The organism is Nonomuraea sp. NPDC049480, from assembly GCF_044465905.1.
Taxonomy (GTDB): Bacteria; Actinomycetota; Actinomycetes; order Streptosporangiales; family Streptosporangiaceae; genus Nonomuraea.
The window spans coordinates 164746-185446 of the sequence record NZ_JBITMD010000022.1 but is presented as its reverse complement, the minus strand read 5'-3'; the positions used below and the strand labels follow the sequence as shown (position 1 = coordinate 185446).

Genomic DNA, 20701 nt, shown 5'->3' with positions numbered 1-20701 from the left:
CGAGTGCCGGGGGGAGAGGAAGGGGCAACACGTCATGGCAGGCGTTCTCGCGGCCGATCCCACCCTCGCCGACTTCGGCGAGGACCCGCTGTGGATCACCATCGTCAAGGCCGTGATGCTGTTCCTCTTCCTGGCGCTCGGCGTCATGTTCGGGGTCTGGTTCGAGCGCAAGCTGATCTCGCGGATGCAGCACCGCTACGGTCCCAACCGGGCCGGTAAGTTCGGTCTGCTGCAGTCGGTCGCCGACGCGATCAAGATGGGCCTGAAGGAGGACCTCTTCCCGCGCACGGTGGACCGGGTGCTCTACCTGCTGGCGCCCATCATCATGGTGGTGCCGGCGTTCCTGGCCTTCTCGATCATCCCGTTCGGGCCGATGGTCAACCTGTTCGGCGAGCAGACGCCGCTGCAGCTGGTCGACCTGCCGGTGGCGGTGCTGTTCATGCTGGCCATGGGGGCGGTGTCGGTCTACGGCGTGGTGCTGGCCGGGTGGTCGTCGCGCTCGCCGTACGCGCTGCTGGGCGGGTTGCGGTCGGCGGCTCAGGTGGTCTCGTACGAGATCGCCATGGGCCTGTCGTTCGTGGCGGTGTTCATCTTCGCCGGGACGCTGTCCACCTCGGAGATCGTCGCGGCGCAGGCGCAGACCTGGTACGTGGTGCTGCTGGCGCCGTCGTTCCTGATCTACGTGATCTGCATGTTCGGCGAGGCCGCCCGCATCCCGTTCGACCTGCCCGAGGGTGAGGGCGAGCTGGTCGGCGGCTTCCAGACCGAATACTCCTCCTCGCTGAAGTTCGCCCTGATCATGATGGGCGAGTACCTGCACACCTTCACCGCCTCCGGCATCGCCGTGACGCTGTTCCTCGGCGGCTGGCGGGCGCCGTACCCGATCTCGCTGTGGGAGGGCGCCAACACCGGCTGGTGGCCGGTGTTGTGGTTCTTCATCAAGTTCGTGCTGACCTTCAGCTTCATCGTGTGGGTGCGCGCCTCGCTGCCCCGCGTGCGCTACGACCAGCTCATGTCCCTGGGCTGGAAGGTGCTGATCCCGGTCAACCTGGCCTGGATCCTGCTGGTGGCGGCCGTGCGCAACGTGGTGATCAACGAGGACAACAGGATGCTGAGCATCGCGCTCGGCGCGGTCATCGTGGTCGGCGCGCTGGCCATCTGGATGCGGTTCGACACCGTCGACCAGCGGCGCAAGGAAGCCAGGAAGGCCGAGGTCGACGCCGAGTTCGAGGAACTGTCCAACGAGCCCGCGGCCGGCGGCTTCCCGGTGCCACCGCTCGATCTGCCGCACTACCACGGCGTTTCCCGGCCGTGAGCACCGCGAACAGGACACGTCGTCAGGCGGGTGCGCCGTTCAGGATCTCGACCTGGCCTGTGTCCAGGGAGTAGTACGCGCCGACCACGGCCAGAACTCCCTTGCTCACCAGCGGCGCGAGGTCTCGATTGCCGCGCAGGGCGTCCGCGGTCAGCTCCACCTGGGTTTTAGCCATCGTCTCGGCGGGGTCGGCACTGCTCTTCCGTACGCTCTGTTCGTATGCCGGACGCAAGGCCTCCGCGATCGCCTGGAGGTTGCCCGGCAGTGGCTTACCCTCCCGCAGGGATTTGTACGCGGCGGATACTGCGCCACACCGCTGGTGACCGAGCACGACGATCAGCGGAGTTCCGCTGGTCATCGGCCCGTACTCGACGGAACCGGTAATCACGGGCCCCACAGCCACCCCGCCGCTACGCATGACAAACAAATCGCCCAGGCCGGTGTCGAAGACAAGCTCGGGTGGCACCCGGGAATCGATGCACGACACCACCGCTCCATAGGGCTTCTGGCTGGCGGCCAGCAACTCGCGGCGTGTGGGATCGCGATCCGGATGCTGGAGTGCGTTGCTCACCCAGCGTCTGTTGCCCTCCATCAGCCGTTCGTAAGCGGCCTTCGGCGTGCCGGGAGACAGTCCGGTGAGGGATGCGGGCGCCGTCTTGTGCATCTCGTTCATCACCTCGGCCGACGAGCAGCCGGCAAGGCAGGCCGCAGTCAGGGACGCGGCTCCTGTGAGCAGCGTTCGCCGTCCCGGACCATCAGCTTGAATGCTCATGACCTGCTCCTTTCCCCCACGGGCAAGGCCACAGCGAGACGTCGAAGAGGTGTTCGTCCATGGCCTGCCGTCTCAAGGATCATGCGCTCTACCAGCCCGCTGGCGTCCGCTGCTCGGCGTTCCTGTTGGAGGCAGAAGTGACGTGCGCCACGCCTTCGGCGTTGGGCAGGTTGTGCATGCGCCCGCTCCGGCCATCGCCGTCGCAGTCCGTAATCTTACAGCAACGCTTCGTACTCGTCCCGGGTTATCCCTCGCTGCGGGCCATCAGGTGAGCCGGGAGCGACGAACCGTGTTCCAGTCAGCGGATGCGCCGCCCCGTTTCGGCACAGGAGTAACCGCCCAGCGCCTCCACACTGGCGCGGAAATCGGGACGCTCCAGGAGTGCCCACAGCGGAGCCAGCAGTTCCTCAGAGAGCTCGTTGGTGCGGAGTACCAGGTCGTAGGGTTCCTGAGCTACCGGGATGAAGTCGAGCCCGAACGCGCGGGCGGCGGCGAGGATGCCCATGCCGGCGTCCGCCCGGCCCGCGGCCACGGCTGCGGCCACCGCGAGGTGGGTGTGCTCCTCGCGCGAATAGCCGGGCACCTCACTCGCGTCGATGCCGAGGCGGGCCAGCTCGTGGTCCAGCAGCGCCCGCGTGCCGGCGCCTCGCTGCCGGTTCACGTAGTGCAGGCCGGGACGGGTCAGGTCCTTCATCCCGGTCAGGCCGAGAGGATTGCCAGGTGCGACGATCAGTCCCTGATCCCGGTGAACCAGCCGGACCACGGCGACGTCCGCGGCACGGCCCAGCAGCTTGTCCACATACGGCAGCGTGTACTCGCCGGTCGACGGGTCCAGCAGATGCGACCCCGCGATGTGGCACAGCCCGTCACGCAGGGCCACGAGGCCGCCCAGCGACCCGACATTCGACGACGCCAGCGTGATCAGCGGGTCGGCGGCACGCAGTGCGGAGGCCGCGAGATCGAGCACCAGGTCATGCGAGCCGATCGCGACGATGGTCCGGCCGATCTCGGACAGGCCACGCAGCAGTTCGACCCGGACCTGTTCACCGGCGTGGTGGCCCTCCACTCCGGAGGGCACCACGAGCAGGCCGTCAGCGCGTACGAGCGAGGTGAGCACGCCGGCGCCCCGGGGCAGCGGGGTGGCCACGAGCTGGTCGTGCACCCGGCCGAGACGTACCCGCACCCAGTCGTCCATGCCGATGGTGGACGGCAGCTTCCTCGCCAGGCGTGCGATGGCCGACGGGCGTTCACGCGGCGCGGCGCCCTCCAACTCGGCGAGGATCGGAGCCGCGAAAATGTCGAAGGTCAGCGCTGCGGACACCGGATAGCCGGGGACTCCCATCACGGGTGTCGCGGCGACCGCGCCCAAGACGACCGGGTGGCCGGGTCGCACGGCGACCCCGTGGACCGCCACGACGCCTGCGGCGGCGACCACACGAGCGGTGTAGTCGTCCCGCCCGGCACTCGAACCCGCGATGAGCAGCACCAGGTCGGCGTCGCGTGTGGCCTCTCGAAGCACTGCGGTGATGGCCTCGGGGACGTCGGGGACGATCTCGGTGACCCGGGTCTCGCAGCCGGCCCCCCTCGCCTGGGCGGCCAGCATCATCGAGTTGGTGTCGAGGATGTCACCGGGGCCGAGTTCCGCTCCGATCGGGCGGATCTCGTCCCCGGTCGGCACGATCACCACGCGCGGCGCGCGGCGGACACCGAGTTCGGCCGCTCCCGCCGCCGCGCAGGCGGCGACGTCCACGGGGCGTAGCCGGTGGCCTTCCGGGAGCAGCAGCTCACCGGCGCTGATGTCCTCCCCGATGGACCGGACGTGCTGGTAGGGCGGAACGGCAGCCCGGAGCTCCGCCCTGCCGTCCGCAGTGCGATGCACGTGTTCGCGCATGACCACGGCGTCGTACCCGTCGGGCAGCGGGTCGCCCGTGTCGACGACCTCGAAGTCGCCGGCGGCCAGGAGTACCGGGCTGGTCTCGGCCGCGCCGACGGTGTCGGCGGCGCGTACGGCGATGCCGTCCATGGCCGCGGAGTCGAAGGCGGGTGAGGATCGCAGCGCCCACACCGGCTCGGCCGTCACCCGGCCCACGGCAGCACCGACCGGTACCCGGACCGCGTCGACCCGGGCGGGACACCCCGCCGCGGCACGTGCCTCGCGCCAGACGGCGAGGGCATGCGCCGCGGGGACATCGGAGACGAAGGGACTCTCGGTGCTCATCGGTACAGAATGACCTCTACCTCGGTGCCCGCGTCCAGGCCGGTGGCCGGTTCGGGCACGATCACGTATCCGTCGGCGCGCGTCAGGACCGACAGCAGCGCCGACGGGCCGAAGAGCGGCTCCGCCACGCCGTCCCGGACCCTGACCTGGACCACGTCGAGCCGGCCGGCCGCCGAGGCCAGGTCACGTTGGAGCCGCACACGCGTGCTCGGCTGCGGCGGCGGGGCCTCGCACCCGGCGATACGCCACAGCAACGGCACCCCGACCTGCCCGAACACGACCAGCGCGGACAGCGGGTTGCCCGGCAGCCCGATGAGCGGGATCCCGGAGCACTCGGCCAGCAGCGTGGGCTTGCCCGGCTTGACGGCGATGCCGTGGCACCAGATCTCACCGATGGCGGCCACCGCGCCCGCCGTCTCGTCCCTCGCCCCGACCGAGGAGCCCGCCGACACGACGACCAGGTCGGACTCGGCCACGACCGCGGCCAGCCGCTCCTTGAGCGCGCCGGGCTCGTCCGGGACGATGCCGGCGATCACCGGCTCGCCGCCCGCATCGGCGACCAGCCCGGCCAGCGCGGAGGCGGTGGCGTCGCGCACCTGCCCGGGTGCGAGCTCCACCGTGCCGGGTGCCACCACCTCGTCCCCGGTGGAGATGATCGCCACCCGGGGACGGCGGTGCACGGCGACCGTGGTCACCCCTGCGGCGGCGAGGAAGCCGAGGTCCGGGGCGCGCAACGGCCGGCCGCCGGAGGCCAGCACGCCGCCGGCCGCCACGTCCTCGTCCGCGCGGACGATGCCGCCGCCCGGCGCGACGGGCCGGGTGACCTCGATCGTGCCCGGCATCGTCTCCGCGGTGTACTCGACCATCACCACCGCGTCGGCGCCGGCCGGAAGCACTCCCCCGGTCGGCATCGCGACGCATCCGCCGGCCCGGACCGCCACGGTGGGCTCGGCGCCCATCCGCACCGCGCCGAGCAGGTCGAGGTAGGACGGAAGCCCATCGGAGGCGCCGTAGGTGTCCATAGCCCGGACCGCGAAGCCGTCCACGGTGGAACGTGCGAAGCCGGGCAGGGCGGCGGGCGCCGTGATGTCCGCGACGGGCACCCGGTGCAGCGCCGCCGACAGCGGCACGCGCTCCGCGGGCGTGCGATGCGCGGGCCGGAATCCGGACCGGACCTCGGCGAGGGTACGGGCGGTGAAGAACTCCCTGCCGCTCAACGCTCCGGTTGCTCCTTCGAGCCTTCGGGCCGGGGCTGAGGGCGAGCCGACGCGGCGCCCTTGTTCAGCCCGAGCACGGACACCACCGGACCCAGTGCCACCTGTCCGAGCCCGCAGATCGAGGTCTTGCGCATGGTCTCCTCCAACTGCAGGATACGGCCGCTCTGCGCGTCATCGAGGGTCGAGGAGCCCGTGTCCAGCACGCCGCGCAGCAGTTCGTGGGCCTTGGTGGACCCCACCCGGCAGGGCACGCATTTGCCGCACGACTCGTTGCGGAAGAAGCGCAGGACGTTCGTCGAGGCAGCCAGCAGATCAGTGCCCTCGGCGAGCACCACCAGGGCGCCGGAGCCCAGCATGGTTCCCGCCTTGGCGAGTGTCCCGAAGTCCAGCGCCAGGTCGAGCTGATCGGGGCCGATGAAGTTGGAGGAGGCTCCGCCGGGCTGCACGGCGCCGACTTGGGCGCCGCCGAGCACGCCGCCGGCGATGTCGATCAGCTTGCGCACCGTCGTGCCCATCGGCACGCAATAGACGCCGGGGCTCTCCACGTGCCCTGAGACGGCGAAGAACTTCCAGCCGGCGGAGTCGCCCTCACCCTGCCCGGCCCACCATTCGGCACCCCGTTGCAGGATCACCGGCACGTCGGCGAAGGTCTCCACCGAGTTGATCAACGTCGGACGGCCGTGCAGCCCGTAGTTGCCGGGGAAGGGTGGCTTGTTACGCGGCTCGCCGCGGTGGCCCTCCATGCATTCCAGCAGCGCGGTCTCCTCACCGAGGATGTAGCCGCCGGGCGAGACGAAGATGTCGAGTTCGAGGCGCCGGCCGCTGCCGCAGGCGTTCTCGCCGATCACGCCGGCCTGGCGTAGTGCCGCGATCTCCGCGTGCAGCACGCGCTCCTCGGGGCCGTATTCGTGCCGGATGAAGATCCAGCCCTGCTCGGCTCCGACCACGGCCATGCCGAGCAGGAGGCCTTCGATCACCAGGTGCGGCTGATCGGTCAGGATCTGGCGGTCCTTGAACGTGCCCGGTTCGGACTCGTCCGCGTTGCAGATCGCGTACTTGACGCCGCCCGGCTCGGCGGAGGCGACCAGGCTCCACTTCTTGCCCGTGGGGAACCCGGCGCCGCCCATCCCGCGCAGCCCAGAGGCCTCCAGCGTGGCCACCACGCTGTCGGCGCTCATCTCGCCGGCCAGCAGTGCGCGCAGGCTCGCGTAGCGCGACGTGACATCCGATCCGGCCGGATACGGATCGTTGGGCCAGGGCTCGCCCCGTCCTGTGACAGTGGCCTCGGCGAGTTCTTCGTCCCGTGCGGCGCCGACAAGGGAATCGACGTCGGCGACCGGCGCCGGGTGCTCGTTCACGGCCAGCGCGGGGGCGATGTCGCAGCGGCCCAGGCAGGACACCTCGGTGAGCTCGATCTCCGTGTCGTCGCCGTAGCGTTCGCGCACCTCGGCGATCCGGTCGTCCGCGGAGCGCAGCCAGCACGACAGGTCGTGGCACACGTTGACGGCCACCTTGGCGGGCGGGGTCGTGCGGAAGTGCGGGTAGAACGAGATGAGGCCCTCGATCTCGTAGAGCGGCCGCCGCATGGTGCGGGCCAGCTCCTCGAGGTCCTCTCGCGGCAACCAGCCCAGCCGCGCCTGGATGGCGTTGAGCGCCGGGATCAGCGACGGCCCGGGAAACTTCCCGGCCCGTGCCTCCACACCCGGCACCCGGGGACGTCCCAACTCGAAACTCAGGGTCATCTAGACACTTCCCATGTCGCTGAGGGGCTCCGCGTCTTCCACGCTCAACGCCTCGACCTGAATCGCGCAGAACTTGAACTCGGGGATCTTGCCGTAGGGGTCGACCTCGTCGATCGTCAGCAGGTTCGCCGCCGCCTCCCGGAAGTGGAACGGGATGAAGCAGTTGCCCAGCTGCTCCCGGTGGGAGACGCGCACCTGCAAGGTGATGGCCCCGCGCCGGGAACGCACTCGCGCCATCTGGCCGTGCGACAGCCCCCGGTCGGCGGCGTCCTTGGGATGCATGTACACCTCAGCGATCGGCGAGATCGTGTCCAGCGCGAACGACCGCCGCGTCATCGACCCGGTGTGCCAGTGTTCGAGCAGCCGGCCGGTATTGAGCACCAGCGGGTATTCCCCATCCGGCAACTCCTTCGCCGGCAGCCAGTGCGCCGGGACGAGATGGGCGAGTCCGTCGTCGGTGTTGAACCGCTCGTCGAACAGGACCACGGTCCCGTCGTCGTGCTCGGGATCGTCATTGGGGTAGAGCTTCCCGGTCAGCCCGAGGTTGGCGTGGCGCAGGTTCGCGTACGACGGCATGAGCGCGACCATCTCGTCGAACACCTCGCTGGGCGAGGAGTACGACCACTCCAGCCCGATCCGCTGGGCGATGTCCTGGATGATCTCCCAGTCGACCCGCGCCTGGCCCGGCGGGTCCATCACCTTGCGGCCGAGCTGCACCCGGCGATCGGTGTTGGTGTAGCTCCCCTCCTTCTCCAGGTACGACGACGCGGGCAGGATGACGTCGGCGAACTCCGCGGTCTCGGTCAGGAAGATGTCCTGCACCACCAGGAACTCCAGCTGCGACAGCGCCTTGCGTACCTTGTTGATGTTGGGGTCGGACAGGAACGGGTTCTCGCCCAGCATGTACATGCCGCGCACGCCGCCGGGCTTCAGCACCGACCCGATGATCTCGGTGACGGTGAGACCCCGGTTGGGGTCCAGCTCGGCGCCCCAGGCCTCCTCGAACCGCCGGCGGACGGCCTCCCGGTCGACGCCCTGGTAGTCGGGCAAGAACATGGGGATCAGTCCGGCGTCGGAGGCGCCCTGGACGTTGTTCTGCCCGCGCAGGGGGTGCAGGCCGGCCCCCGGCTTGCCCACGTTGCCGGTGATCGAGCAGAGCGCGATCAGGCAGCGGGCGTTGTCGGTGCCGGTGGTGTGCTGAGAGATGCCCATCCCCCAGTAGATGACTCCGGCCTTCGCCTCGCCCCAGACTCGTGCGACCTTACGGATCAGGTCCGCGTCGACGCCGGTGATCTGCGCGGCGCGTTCCGGCGGGTAGTCGTTGACCGTGCGGACCAGTTCCTCGAAGTTGGAGACCCGGGCCTTGATGAACTCCCGGTCGATCAGGCCGAGCCGGATCACCTCGTGCATGACCGCGTTGTAGAACGCCACGTCGGTTCCGGGCTTGACCTGGCAGTAATAGTCGGCGTGCTCGGCCACGGTGCTGGCGCGGGGGTCGACATAGATGATCTTCGTGCCGCGCCTTCGGGCCTGCTTGAAGAAGGAGCTCGCGACGGGATGGTTCGCCGTCGGATTCGACCCGGTGATGATCACTACTTCGGCGTTGGCGACGTCGCCGTACGTGGTCGAGACCGCGCCGGAGCCGACTCCCTCGAACAGCGCGGCCACCGACGAGGCGTGGCAGAGCCGGGTGCAGTGGTCGACGTTGTTGGTGCCGAAGCCGGCCCGGATCAGCTTCTGGAAGAGGTAGGCCTCCTCGTTGGAGCACTTCGCGGAGCCGAATCCCGCGATGGCGCCGGCGCCCTGCTCCGCGTGGATCTCCCTGAGCCGCCGGGCGACGAGGTCGAGCGCCTCTTCCCAGGTGGCCTCGCGGAAGTGCGGCAGCACCTCGTCATAGTCGACCAGACCGCCGGGCTTGCGCCGGCCGTCCTTACCGTTCTTGCTCAGCTTGGCACTGCGGCCGCCGCCGCTGCGGTTGCCGCCGGCGCCGGCACGTCCCCGGTCGTTGTCCGCGTCGCCGCGCACGTCCGCCGACAGCGGACCCTTGGGATAGGAGGACTCCTTCCGGATCAGGGGCACGGTGAGCCGCTGCGGCGACGCCGCGTAGTCCCAGCCGTACCGGCCCTTGACGCACAGCCGGCTCTGCGAGCCCGGCTGGTCGCGGCCTTCCGCGAAGGCGATCGCGCCGCGTGAGCGGTCGACGTAGTAGGTGAGGGCACAGCCGACGCCGCAGTACGGACACACGCTGTCGACCGCGTCCAGCTCCTCGCGGGGCCGGATGGGGATGTCGTTGATCGCCTTGTTGGTCAGTGCGCCGGTGGGACAGGCCTGCACGCACTCGCCGCAGGTCACGCACGAGCTGGCGCCCATCGGGTCGTTGAGGTCGAAGGCGATCCTGGTCGAGTAGCCCTTGCCCGAACGGCCGATGACGTCGTTGCCCTGGATGTCGTCGCAGGCCCGGACGCAGCGGTCACAGAGGATGCAGGCATCGTGGTTGACATCGATCACCGGGTTCGACGAGTCCAGTCCCCGGCCGGAACCGCACGGCAGGTCGGTGGTCTCCTTGGCCACGTCGAACCGATCGGCGAGGTCGAGGAGCAGGTTGTCGCCGGTGGTCGTCTGCTTCGGATCCTCCGCGCGCGGCGGCTGGTCGGAGATCAGCAACTCGGTCAAGGTGGCCCGGTTGCGCTCCAGTTCCGGCGTGCTGGTCTTGACCTGCATGCCGTCCTCGCAGGGGCGCACACACGCCGCGGCGAAAACCCTGCCCCCTGTGTCGACCACGCACATGCGACATACGCCAACGGGGTCATAGCGCTCGTTGTGGCACAACACTGGGATATCGATGCCGGCCTGCTGTGCCGCATCGTAGATGCTGGTGCCCTCGGGCACCGTCACAGTACGGCCGTCGATCTCGGCCGTCACAGTGCGGACGGCCGTTACCGGCTCCTCGAGAGTCGTCATCTCAACTCCGTCAGTCGAGCGGCTATTGGCATACAGAATACGGCATACAATCTGGCACTTACAATCCGCCACCTGCAGTCTAAAGTGTCAGCTCGACACCATTTCTCCCCAAATTCGGCGTTAGTGCCAACATGGGCAGATTGTCAAGCTATGTGAACGTATGATCGGATTCTGTAGGACTGCAGCTGAAATCCCTACGTGGTCCCCCCACGGAGCAGCACCCGGGTCCAACGCCGTACCCGAGTCAAGCATCGAGCAGCAGATCCTCAAGATCGGCCGCCGCGACGCGTCCCTCCTCGTCCAGGCCGCGTGCGGCATAGTATCCGGCGATCATCGACCGCAGGCGGTCGGCGTCGAGCACGGCACTGCGGCCGGAACCGAGCTCAAGCGGCGTTTCCAGCATCCGGGCCGGCAACGTGTCATCGGCCGCGGTGGCACCCTCGCGCAAGTTGAAAGCCCGTTTCGCCCGGACGATCCGCCGCGCGGCACCGCGTAGCTCGTCGGCGTCCAACGGCCATCCGGTGACCAGCCCGAGCAACCTGGCCCATTCCGTGAAGGGATCGTCGAAGACACCGCGCAGGAACTTACAAAGGATCATCGAGTCCATGACAGCGGCTCGATCCTCGGTGCCGACCGCTGCGGCGACATGGGCAGCGCCGCCGTCGAACCGGTCGAGCTCGCCCGACAGATCGGCCTCGTAGGCGCCGGACCGGTTGTGATCGGCCCCTCTGGCGTTCACCGCGAGCCCGAGCGCCATCGACTGGAGGCTTCGCGGCTCGTAACCGGGTAGCTCCATCCCCTTGACCTGCGGCGCGAAGTCGATCGAGCCGTGGCCGACCACCTCGGCGGCCCGGCGCGAACCCTGCGCGAGCAACTCCCCCAGGCCGGGCGACCGCGTTCCGATCGCGTCCAGGGCCCGCAACACCGCCTTGCCGTCGCCGAACCGCAGCCACGGCTCGTCGATGAGGCCACGCTCGACACACTCCATGGCCCAGGCGATCGTGCCGCCCGCGGAGATGGTGTCGATCCCCAGTTCGTCGCATCGCGCGCTGGCGGCGAACACGTCATCGGGATCGGACACCCCGCACAGCGGGCCGAGCGCGAAGACGTTCTCGTACTCCATCCGCTGGCTGCCGCCGCCCTTGCGCGAGTAGATGTGCTCACAGCCGATGGAGCACGACGCGCAACTGTTACGCGCCACCCCACGCAGTTCGTGCAGTTCCTCGGCGGCCAACCGGGGCGCGCCCTCGAAGGTCGCCGCGGTGAAGTTGCGCGTGGGCAACGTGCTGACGGCGTTGAACGCCAGGAGGTTGGCCAGCGTACCCAGTTCCCTGTACTTCGCGGTGGCCGGCCCGAAGCTGCGCTTACGCAGGTCACGGGCAGCGGAGAGGACACCTGCCTGATCCGCGACCGACACCTTGGTCGCCGCCCTGACCAGCACGGCCTTGATGTTCTTCGCTCCCAGCACCGCGCCCAGGCCACCCCGGCCGGCATGGCGGCCGTCATGGCTGATCGTCGCGTACCTCACCCCTCGCTCGCCTGCGGCGCCGATGGCCGCAGTGCGCCAGTTACGGCCGAACCGCGACTTCACCGCGGTCTCGGCCTCGCCGGCCGCCAGCCCGGCCAGGTCCGGCGCCGGCTCGAGACGTACGCCGTCGCCGTCGATCAAGAGCACCGAGAGCTCGTCGGCACGGCCACGGATCACAAGCGCGTCATGCCCGGTGAGCTTGCCGGAGATGGCGAACTGGCTGGAGGCGAGGGCATCAGTCAGCAATCCGGTCAACGGCGACTTGGCCACGACCGCGAATTTCGCACTGGTCGTCAACGGAGTCCCGACCAATGAGGAAAAGACGAAGGCCAGCGGCGCCGCCGGAGCCAGCGGATCGACACCGGGAGGCGCCAGCCGATGCAGCAACCATGTGCCGAGCCCCACCCCGCCCAAGTAGGACCGCAACACCCGCTCTGTCAGCTCGAAGGGCGTGCCTGTAGCCTCCCGGCCACCGACGTCGACGAGCAACGCTCGTCCGAAGAAACCACCAGGCGCCATACTCAGACCCTAAGCCTCATCCGCCGGCGTCCGCGGACAGGAAGGAAACGATGTCCCCCGCGACCAGAGGCAGCAACTCGTCCCGGGTGATCTGATCACCGTTGAGCGCGGCTATGACATGGCGGTCCAACGTCAGCCCGACCGAGGCGGCTGCGGCCCCGAGCGTGGCGGCCCGGACACCTCGCGGCCGGTGCCCGCCGCTCTTCGCCAACGCCCCGAAACATTCGACCACGATCTCCGGTGGAAGCCGATCATGTGCCGCCGCATAGTCCTCCGGGGTGTTGACGTTCACCACGGATTCCAGCTTCGGATCATGCCGGGCGAGTGAAGCGTCCGCGAGCAACTGCTCGTCGCTCAGTTGAGCCACTTGGCAGTGCTTGAAGAGCATGCCCGGCCGGAGGTCGCCCTCGGCGAGGAGATCCGTGACCAGCCCGGCCAGGGCGGTCCGGTAACCGGCCGCCAGCGGTTGCCGGAAACCACGTGCCACAGGCAGCACGACGTCGGGCCCGGAGTCCAGGCCGCGCAGTACGCACCGGACGAAAGCCGGATGGAGGAACGGCAGGTCGGTGGAGCATACGAAGGCGGTCTCGGCCCGATCTGCCACCGCTGCCAGCCCCACGGCCAGGCCTTGCATAGGGCCCAGCCCTTCCACAGGATCCTCGGCCACGGTGACCCCCGAGGGCAGTGGCGGCAACTCCTGCCCAGGGGCGGCCACCACGATGACCGGGCCACCGACCGTCCTGGCGAGCACCGCGGTGGCGCGATACAACAACGTGGAACCGTGCCACTCCAGCCAGGCTTTCGGCTTCCCCATCCGTGTGGAGCGCCCGCCCGCAAGCACAACGCCCGCAGCAGTCTGCATGCCCGCATGCTAGGCCACCGCCGCGACCACTGGGATCGTCGCCAGGTCCGCTGCTGACCCATCCTCGCCGGGCTGATCGGCGAAATGCCGACACGCAGCCTGACTTGGAAAACTTCAGCTCAGCGGCTCGGTGGCTCAATAGCCCGACGCAGAGGGTCGCGCGGCGGCGCCTTCCCCTCGGTCACGCCTTCGTGTCGAGATGCCAGAGCTGCGTGCCGGCGTTCGTGCACGGATTGACCCGGGCCTCGGCGCCGTCTGCCGTGGAACCGTCCGCGACGTCCAGGCACAGCGCCTGGTTGTTGCGGGGTTTAAGCACGTAGACGGATCTGCCGACCGCTACCGGCAGCCAGTCCTGGGCGCCGGTGCCGTTGCAGGTCCACAGGTGCGCCTTGTCGCCGGGGTCCACGGAGATGTTGCCGTTCGGCACGTCCAGGCACTTGCCGGACTTGGGGTTGACGAAGGAGAAGACGCCGGTGGCCCGGCGCGCCGGGCGCCACTGCTGGGCGAGCGCACCGTTGCAGGCCCACTGCTGGATGCGGGTGCCGTTCTCCGCGGCACCCGCATTGACGTCCAGGCAGCGGCGGCTCGCCAGGTTGACGGCGCGGTAGACGGCCGAGGTGGACACGCCGGTGGCGTCGCCGGTGCCGTGGGCCGAGCCGGTGGCGAGGTACGCCTTGCAGGTGCCGTCGGCCACGTCGGTCGCGATCTCTAGGACCTGGGCGCCGTCCGCGGTGGGCAGCAGTGGTGAGCTGTAGTTCTGGCAGGGCCGGTAGAGGTCGGGGTTCGGCGGGGTGAGGTCGATGCCGACCTTGACCGGTGCGTCGATCTCGTACCAGGCGCCCGCGCCGTTGGCGGTGTTGACGAGGATGGTCCGGCCGCTCTCCGGCAGCACGGGGGCGTTTCCGCGGTCGCCACCGCTGCGCACCAGCGTGGCGACCACCAGGATCCGCCCGTCGGGGCCGCCGCCCGGCGCCCATGCCACCGTGGGTGCGTGGGCGAGGTGCTTGCCGTCCGCTGTGCGGATGATGGTGCCGCGGTCCCCTGGGTCGCCCCAGTTCCAGCCGTCCGGTGAGGTACGCAGATACACCCGGCAGCCGTGCCCGTTCGTGACCGGCCGGATGTCGCAGTATTCGTACACCATGACGTAGCGGCCGTTCGGCAGCCGCCTGACCACGGGCATGCCGGGGCTGTCCTCGGCGTTCACGTCGGTGGCGGCGTCGACGGCCACCGTGTTGACCTTGGTGCTCCACGTGCGGCCGCCGTCCGCGGAGCGCACGCGCGCCAGCGTCTGGCCGTAGCGGGGCTGCTGGGTCTTGTCCGAGAAATGCATGACGAGCTGCCCCTGCACTTCGGAGAACTCGGGCTCCCACAGCCCCTGGCCGGTGGAACCGGTCACGACCGGGCCGCCGAGAGGTGTCCAGGTGTATCCGTGGTCGGTGCTCGTCCAGGCGACGATCCGCGCGCTGGGATTGGGCCGGCCTTCGCCGCCGCCCACGGTGTTGATCGACGTGGCCCAGATGAGCGTGCCGGCCGGGCTGGAGCCGAGCCGGCGCGGGAACTCGAACAGCGCCGAGCAGCATGAGAACTCACCGGCGCCGGGGCTGGTGGGAATCTGGCTGATGCGGCGGAAGGTTCGCCCGTCGTCGGTGCTCTCGTGGATCGTCCCGCCGGTGCCGGTGTTCGTGGAGGCCAGGATGCGGCCGTTGTGAGTGGCGCTCGCGTGCTGCAGCCGGATGACCCGCGGGTACCACGCCTGCCCGGTGTCGAGCAGCGGCGTCCCCGGCGCCACGCTGGCCTCGACGGGTGCGGCCACGCCTATCCCCGTCCATAACACCAGAGCGAGCAGAACCCGTCTGAGGCGCACCACACTGGCAGAACGCATCGAACCTCCACCTATGAACCGTCGCGTACATGACAGCCGCCTGGCGAACCTGCCGAGCGGCCGCTCCTACCTGCGTCGGGGCGGGCAGGGCTGGAAGGTGGCGTTCTTGAAGCCGGTCAGGTTGTCGATCGACATCCAGCCGTGCTTCGCCGTGCCCTTCACCCTGGCGTAGACCCAGAGCGTGCCGCGGCTGTTCTCCACCCAGCAGTGGAAATAGAGCACCGCACCCTTGGCGGCCTTGCTGACGATGGGGCACTTGGTTCCCGCGTAGGGCCCCACCTTGAGGTTGAAGGCGCCCTTCATGACGCCGGAGCCCGGGTCGAGGTTGGCCACCATCGGGCGCGGGCAGCCGAGCGCCGCGGCGGATTCGGCGGACGCGGCGGACGCGCCCGCGAGAGACAGAACGGTGAGGGCGCCGGCGGCGGCCAGCGTTCCCAATGTCTTCATCGTGTACCTCCTGGACGATTGATGGCCGTGGGGATGCTGAGGATTTGTTGAGACGGCGTCGAGTCGCCGCCTCAGCCCCCGTACCTCAGCTGGAGCCGTACAGCTCCCGCTCCTGGGACGTGCTGTTCAGGCACGGCCGGGCGATCATCTTGGCGCCGCGAGCGCGTGTCCCGTCCGGGACCGCCAGGCGGCCCACACCGACGGAGCAGGATGGTACGCACACCGGCGAGTTCCTCCACGGATTACCGCCCCCGGGCGATCCCCGGCCCACATGACGAAGGTATCCATCAGCCGCCTGGCGATCGTCAGCCGCTGAGTGGACTTTCGCTTCCACCAACCGCGGTAGCGCACGGCTGATGTCAACCAGCCGTGGTAGGCCCCGCACTGGGATGACCGTCACGAGCGGCGAGGTGGCGGCGAGTGTCCGTGGCCGACGCCACGGCCCGGTCTTGACGCGACGGCAGGGAGGTGTGCCCGAAGATCGGGGTTCGGGGACGCATCCCTGCGCCGCGCTGTGTCACCGCCGGCAGGAGGTGCGGTCACCACTGGCCGAACGACCTTTCGACCTCCGCCACGCCCGCGTCTCGGCATAGCTCAACGCCGGCGTACCGGCCACGCGGGTGGCGGAGTGGGCTGGTCACAGCGTGGCCGGGCTCGCCGCCTCTCCTGCGAAGCGCCATCATCCCGTGATCAGGGAGGCTCGGCCTTGGAGCGGATGACGCACCGCCCGGCTCACCAGGTCTTGCCCGCCTGCTCCCGGATCGTGCGGTTGATCCGGTTGAAGAAATTGGTCAGCGCGATGTCCAAGATGATCGCAGACAGCTGCTTCTCGTCGAAGTGAGCGGCGGCGGCGTCCCAAATGTCGTCGGTCACGCCCGGCGCGCCGTCCTGGATCCGGGTGGCGGCCTCGGTCAGCGCGAGCGCTGCCCGCTCCGCCTCGGTGAAGAATGGCGTCTCGCGCCACGTGACCACGTTGTGCAGCCGCTCCTCGGTCTCTCCGTGCTTCTTGGCCGACGCGATCCCGCCGAACACACATGGGCTGCAGCCGTTGATCTGGCTGGCCCGCAGGTGGACCAACTCGAGTACGCGCGGGTCGACACCACCGGAGTACATCGCCTTGTAGAGGCTCTGGATCGCCGTCATCACGTCGGCGTTCGCCGCGCTCTTCATGCGTGCTTCCATCAGTATTGCTCCTTCATCGGTTACCTGCGCCCGTCCGGGCCCGTCATCCCCATGACGGAGCAGATCCGAGGAAGGTAACAACATGTCCGACATCAGCCCGGCGGACCCGGTGGGCGAGGCGTTCGAGGCCCAGCGGGACCGGCTACGCGCGGTCGCCTACCGCATGCTCGGATCGCACGCAGACGCCGAGGACGTGGTCCAGGAGGCCTGGCTGCGGCTCTCCCGGCAGGACACGGCGACCATCCACAACCTGGCGGGCTGGCTGACCACTGTGGTCGGCCGGATCAGCCTGGATGTCCTGCGATCGCGCCAGGCCCACCCTGAGGCGTCCTACGACGACCGGTTGCCCGAGCTCGTGGTGACGGTCGACGACGGCCCTGCGCCAGAGGACGCCGTGGCGCTCGCGGACTCGGTCGGGCTTGCGCTCCTGGTCGTCCTGGATTCGCTCGGGCCGAGAGAGCGGCTGGCGTTCGTGCTGCACGACCTGTTCGCGGTGCCGTTCGACGAGATCGGCCAGATCCTCGGCAAGTCCACCGACGCCACCAAGATGCTCGCCAGCCGCGCCCGCAGGAAGGTGCAGGCGACCGAGCGGCCGGCGGCCGCCGGACGGAAGCAGCGCGAGGTGGTCCAGGCCTTCCTGGCGGCGGCTCGCCGCGGCGACTTCGAGGGATTGCTGCGCGTGCTCGACCCCGAGGTGCGGCTGACCGTCGACACCCCCAACGGTGTGGTCGTCGTCCTCGGCGCCACCAAGGTCGCCGCCGGCGCAACCGCGCGAGTCGCCGCCGGCGCGGCCGCGCGAGGGCGAGCGGTGCTCGTCAACGGCCTTCCCGGGTTCGTCTCCTGGCGAGAGGATGGAACTCCGCTCTCGGTCATGGCGTTCACCGTCGTCGAGGGCCGGATCGTCGCCATTGCGACCGTGATTGACCCGGCGAGGCTCGCGTCGATGGACCTGCCGGATCCGGAGTGAGTCACTGCTGAGCCCACCAGTACGTTTCAGTCGTGGCCGTGCCGTCACTCGGTGGTGGGCCGGCCCAGGATCACGGCAGCTCGGTCACCCGATCGGTGCCCGGAGGCGACACCGGGCTGTACGCGGAGAGGTAGCCGGTCAGCGCGGCGATGTCGTCACCGCCGCCGACGATGTTCGTGCCCTTCGCAAACGTGACAAACCCGTCGCCGCCCGCGGCGAGGAACGTGTTGGCCGTGACCCGATACCTGGCGTCGGACCGCAGCGGCTCCCCGTTGAGGGTGATCGACGCCGCGTCGATGCGGTCGCCGACCGGGGCGCTGCGGGAGAAGGAGTACTTCAGGCCCCGGGAAACGCCGAGGACCAAGGTCGGCGCCCGGGTTCCCGTGCCGTCGAACTGCTCCTCCAGGATCTGTTCGATCTGGGCGCCGGTGAGGTCCATCGACACGAGCGATCCCGCGAACGGCTGCACGGCGAACGCCTCGGCATAGGTGATCTCTCCAGGACCCTCACCACCAGTGGAGGAAGCGTGGACCAGGTCCGCGCGCACGCCACCGGGGTTCATCAGAGCGATCTGCGCCCCACCCCGTTCCGGCGCTGCGGTGGCCGCCAGCTGGGCGTCGGCCACCAGGTTGGCGAGATCCGATTCGGCGTCCCGCGTCTCCGAACGGACGATGTCGCCGGTGATCGAGCCCACCACGCGGTTCGCCAGCGGGGCCGACAGCGCCTTCCACTTGTCGATCAACGCTGTCTGCTCCGCGTCCTTCGGCACGGTCCGGCTGACCAGGTGGTTCATGGCGCGGACGCCGTTCCGGACGACCTCTCCGCTGCGCCGGTCCAGGGGCAGCCGCAGCTCGGTCACCACGCGCCCGAACGAGGAGGCCGAGGTGACCATCCGCGGCCGGCCCGCCGGGTCGGGGATCGAGCAGATGTACGGCTGATGGGTGTGGCCGGTCACCACGGCGTCGATCGCGGGGTCCAGGCCCTGGGCGATGCTCACGATGGGGCCGGAGACCCCGGCGCACTGTCCGTACGATCCGCCCTGCACGCCGCCTTCGTGCAGCAGGACGACGATCGCCTTGACCCCGCGGCGGCGCAGGTCCTTCGCCGACCGGTTCGCGGTCTCGACCTCGTCCAGGAACCGCACCGACCGGATCCCTGACTGTCCGGTGACCTCGGGCGTCCCTTCCAGCGTCATGCCGATGAATCCGACCGGCACTCCGCCGGCCCGTTCGACCCACGTGGGCGCGAGGATCGGCGCGCCCGACTCGCGGTCGACGACGTTGGCGGCCAGCCAGGGGAAAGCAGAGCCGTCGAACGGCTCGTCCTTGATGTAGCAGCCGTCCTCGGGGTGACATCCGCCGTGCTGCATGCGCAGCAGCTCCTCCGTCCCCTCGTCGAACTCGTGGTTGCCCACGCCGGCGACGTCCAGGCCGAGCTTCTCCATCGACTCCACGGTCGGCTCGTCGTGGAAGAGCCCGGACAGGAAGGGACTCGCTCCGATCACGTCACCCGCCGCCACGGTAAGCGACGCGTCGGTCCCCTGGCGAAGCTGCTTCAGCTTGGCCGCCAGGAATTCCGCGCCCCCGACCTGGGTCGAGGCCGGGTCGAGCCGGGCGCCCAGCGTCGCGTCCCGGCCCGGCGGCGGCTCCAGGTGGCCGTGGAAATCGTTGAAGGCCAGGAGCTGGAGGTCCACCGTGTCCGGCGGCCGGGGCGCGGTCGGGAAGGCGAGCGTGTACGCGATCCACAGGGTGACGTCGGCGTCATCCGTCCGGCCGTCGCCGTCGAGGTCTCCCGCCGCCCCTGCCCGCCGGACGGCGCTGAGGTCACCGGCGTCCACGTGCCCGTCGCCGTCGACGTCCGGCGTGTGCCGTGCGAGCAGGCCGGCGGGCACGGAGAGCAGGTGGAACTTCGTCACGCTGCCGTTGAAACCGAAGTTGTCGTCAGCGACGAGCACCAGGGAGCGGGAGCCGTCGGCCAGCTCGGGCCCCCAGGTGATGCCTTCGACGTTGTCGGGGGCGACGCCTGAGGCCGTGAAGTCGTAGAGCAGTTTCCTCGGCATGGTCTTCTCGGAGCCGGACAGCGACTCCTTGCCGCGTACGTCGGTGGCGCCGATGGTGCTCGTCCAGTAGATCCGTACGGAGAATCCGACGCCGGAGGCGAAGCTGCGCTCGACGGTGAGGTAGTCGGTCTCGTTGACGGCGAGGATCTCGGAGACGCCCCGGTCGGCGGAGTAGGTGTTCACCGGTGGCGCCAGCGGGGCCGCCGGGGCGTCCGAGATCGGATCGACCCGGTACACGTGCTCCGCCACCGGCCGGCCCGTCGCGCGGTCCAGGACCAGCAGCCGCGAAGCGCTCTTGGCCGTGAGCCCGGCGGCCGGGCCGTCCTGGACGAGGGCGTTCTCGGTGATCGTGATGACCTTCGAGCCGTCCGATGACAGCGAGAGTCCTTCGAGTGCCTGGTTGTTGCGTACGCCCGCGACCTGCGTCCCGGACGCCAGTATCGGCCGGTACGCGTCGGGCAGGGCCAGCTCGCGGACGTAGGCGCCGGTCGCGGCCGCCTCCCGCAGGAACGCGGGCTGGCCGGAGGCGGAGGCGCCCTCGCTGGTCCAGATCAGGCCCTGACCCTCCGGGGACCATCGGACGGCTTCCGGGTCGACGGCCCTGCGGGGGAACGGCTGCCCGTTGACGTCCGCCAGCACGGTGACACCCGTGACGTCCGGCTTGCGACCGGCGAAAGCCGTTCCGTCGATGGGGAGCTTGAGCGTGTAGAAGCGGGCCTGCCCGTTCTCGGAGCGGTCGTCGCTGAGGGCGACGTACGTGTCCGAGCCGGGGTCGTGGTCGAGGCCGGACAGGCCGCCGAACGGCGTGCCGGACTCGCTCGTCCCGGCGGGCACGGTGATGGTGTCGAGCAGGCGCACAGCGGCGGGCGCCGCCTGTGCGGCCGGTTGGGCGACGACGGTGGTCAGGGAGAGGAGGAGAGCTCCGGCGCCTATGAGGCCGAAGCGCGAGCGATGTCGCATGGGGTACTCCGGTGATCTAAGTGGCAAGGGCATGCGGAAGAGAACGGCGGGCGAGGAAAAGGGAGTCAGC

The 20701-nt window shown here is 69.7% G+C and carries 14 protein-coding genes; 2 read left to right on the top strand and 12 right to left on the bottom strand.

All coding sequences use genetic code 11. The annotated features are described in order from the left end of the window. The first annotated feature begins 34 nt into the window (after positions 1 to 34). Positions 35 to 1315 (top strand): NADH-quinone oxidoreductase subunit NuoH, encoded by a 1281-nt coding sequence (gene nuoH, locus ACIBX3_RS44640; protein WP_397126697.1) that lies wholly within the window; start codon positions 35 to 37, stop codon positions 1313 to 1315. 22 nt (positions 1316 to 1337) lie between these two features. Here nuoH and ACIBX3_RS44635 read toward each other — a convergent pair whose 3' ends face one another. The 11 genes from ACIBX3_RS44635 to ACIBX3_RS44585 form a co-directional block, all read right to left on the bottom strand. Continuing rightward, complete coding sequence (locus ACIBX3_RS44635; RefSeq protein ID WP_397126696.1) at positions 1338 to 2087, bottom strand: carbonic anhydrase; 750 nt, start codon at positions 2085 to 2087, stop codon at positions 1338 to 1340. A gap of 298 nt (positions 2088 to 2385) precedes the next feature. Further along, positions 2386 to 4305, bottom strand: a complete 1920-nt coding sequence (locus ACIBX3_RS44630; protein ID WP_397126695.1) for a molybdopterin biosynthesis protein — start codon at positions 4303 to 4305, stop codon at positions 2386 to 2388. Further along, positions 4302 to 5522, bottom strand: coding sequence for a gephyrin-like molybdotransferase Glp (gene glp / locus ACIBX3_RS44625; protein WP_397126694.1), 1221 nt, complete (start codon positions 5520 to 5522; stop codon positions 4302 to 4304). The genes ACIBX3_RS44630 and glp overlap by 4 nt, the downstream gene beginning before the upstream one ends. Next, positions 5519 to 7264, bottom strand: coding sequence for an NAD(P)H-dependent oxidoreductase subunit E (locus tag ACIBX3_RS44620; RefSeq protein WP_397126693.1), 1746 nt, complete (start codon positions 7262 to 7264; stop codon positions 5519 to 5521). Before ACIBX3_RS44620 ends, glp begins: the two co-directional genes overlap by 4 nt. After that, on the bottom strand, positions 7265 to 10225 hold the full coding sequence (fdhF, locus tag ACIBX3_RS44615; RefSeq protein ID WP_397126692.1) for a formate dehydrogenase subunit alpha: 2961 nt from the start codon (positions 10223 to 10225) through the stop codon (positions 7265 to 7267). It abuts the gene before it with no gap. Positions 10226 to 10469: 244 nt separating this feature from the next. Continuing rightward, positions 10470 to 12242 (bottom strand): aldehyde ferredoxin oxidoreductase family protein, encoded by a 1773-nt coding sequence (locus ACIBX3_RS44610; protein WP_397126691.1) that lies wholly within the window; start codon positions 12240 to 12242, stop codon positions 10470 to 10472. Positions 12243 to 12288: 46 nt separating this feature from the next. After that, complete coding sequence (locus tag ACIBX3_RS44605) at positions 12289 to 13134, bottom strand: NTP transferase domain-containing protein (protein ID WP_397126690.1); 846 nt, start codon at positions 13132 to 13134, stop codon at positions 12289 to 12291. Positions 13135 to 13315: 181 nt separating this feature from the next. Beyond that, entirely contained in the window at positions 13316 to 15016 is a 1701-nt protein-coding gene (locus ACIBX3_RS44600) for an RICIN domain-containing protein (RefSeq protein ID WP_397126689.1), read from the bottom strand. A 66-nt stretch (positions 15017 to 15082) separates the two neighbouring features. After that, a complete protein-coding gene (locus ACIBX3_RS44595) occupies positions 15083 to 15463 on the bottom strand; it encodes a hypothetical protein (RefSeq protein WP_397126688.1) in 381 nt (126 codons plus the stop codon). A gap of 85 nt (positions 15464 to 15548) precedes the next feature. Then, positions 15549 to 15686 carry a hypothetical protein gene (locus tag ACIBX3_RS44590; RefSeq protein ID WP_397126687.1) on the bottom strand — a complete coding sequence of 46 codons (138 nt, stop codon included), beginning with the start codon at positions 15684 to 15686 and terminating at the stop codon, positions 15549 to 15551. A gap of 509 nt (positions 15687 to 16195) precedes the next feature. Beyond that, positions 16196 to 16645, bottom strand: coding sequence for a carboxymuconolactone decarboxylase family protein (locus ACIBX3_RS44585; protein ID WP_397126686.1), 450 nt, complete (start codon positions 16643 to 16645; stop codon positions 16196 to 16198). A gap of 82 nt (positions 16646 to 16727) precedes the next feature. Here ACIBX3_RS44585 and ACIBX3_RS44580 point away from each other — a divergent pair, with 82 nt between their 5' ends. Continuing rightward, on the top strand, positions 16728 to 17612 hold the full coding sequence (locus tag ACIBX3_RS44580; RefSeq protein WP_397126685.1) for a sigma-70 family RNA polymerase sigma factor: 885 nt from the start codon (positions 16728 to 16730) through the stop codon (positions 17610 to 17612). Positions 17613 to 17682: 70 nt separating this feature from the next. On the opposite strand, the gene ACIBX3_RS44575 is transcribed toward ACIBX3_RS44580, so the two are convergent. Beyond that, complete coding sequence (locus ACIBX3_RS44575; protein WP_397126684.1) at positions 17683 to 20631, bottom strand: esterase-like activity of phytase family protein; 2949 nt, start codon at positions 20629 to 20631, stop codon at positions 17683 to 17685. Between the last annotated feature and the right edge of the window lie 70 nt (positions 20632 to 20701).

Excerpts from the sequence above, each read along its gene's own strand:
- nuoH (WP_397126697.1), top strand. The coding sequence starts at position 35 with ATGGCAGGCGTTCTCGCGGCCGATCCCACCCTCGCCGACTTCGGCGAG.
- ACIBX3_RS44635 (WP_397126696.1), bottom strand. The coding sequence starts at position 2,087 with ATGAGCATTCAAGCTGATGGTCCGGGACGGCGAACGCTGCTCACAGGA.
- ACIBX3_RS44630 (WP_397126695.1), bottom strand. The coding sequence starts at position 4,305 with ATGAGCACCGAGAGTCCCTTCGTCTCCGATGTCCCCGCGGCGCATGCC.
- ACIBX3_RS44620 (WP_397126693.1), bottom strand. The coding sequence starts at position 7,264 with ATGACCCTGAGTTTCGAGTTGGGACGTCCCCGGGTGCCGGGTGTGGAG.
- fdhF (WP_397126692.1), bottom strand. The coding sequence starts at position 10,225 with ATGACGACTCTCGAGGAGCCGGTAACGGCCGTCCGCACTGTGACGGCC.
- ACIBX3_RS44605 (WP_397126690.1), bottom strand. The coding sequence starts at position 13,134 with ATGCAGACTGCTGCGGGCGTTGTGCTTGCGGGCGGGCGCTCCACACGG.
- ACIBX3_RS44600 (WP_397126689.1), bottom strand. The coding sequence starts at position 15,016 with ATGCGTTCTGCCAGTGTGGTGCGCCTCAGACGGGTTCTGCTCGCTCTG.
- ACIBX3_RS44595 (WP_397126688.1), bottom strand. The coding sequence starts at position 15,463 with ATGAAGACATTGGGAACGCTGGCCGCCGCCGGCGCCCTCACCGTTCTG.
- ACIBX3_RS44585 (WP_397126686.1), bottom strand. The coding sequence starts at position 16,645 with ATGGAAGCACGCATGAAGAGCGCGGCGAACGCCGACGTGATGACGGCG.
- ACIBX3_RS44580 (WP_397126685.1), top strand. The coding sequence starts at position 16,728 with ATGTCCGACATCAGCCCGGCGGACCCGGTGGGCGAGGCGTTCGAGGCC.
- ACIBX3_RS44575 (WP_397126684.1), bottom strand. The coding sequence starts at position 20,631 with ATGCGACATCGCTCGCGCTTCGGCCTCATAGGCGCCGGAGCTCTCCTC.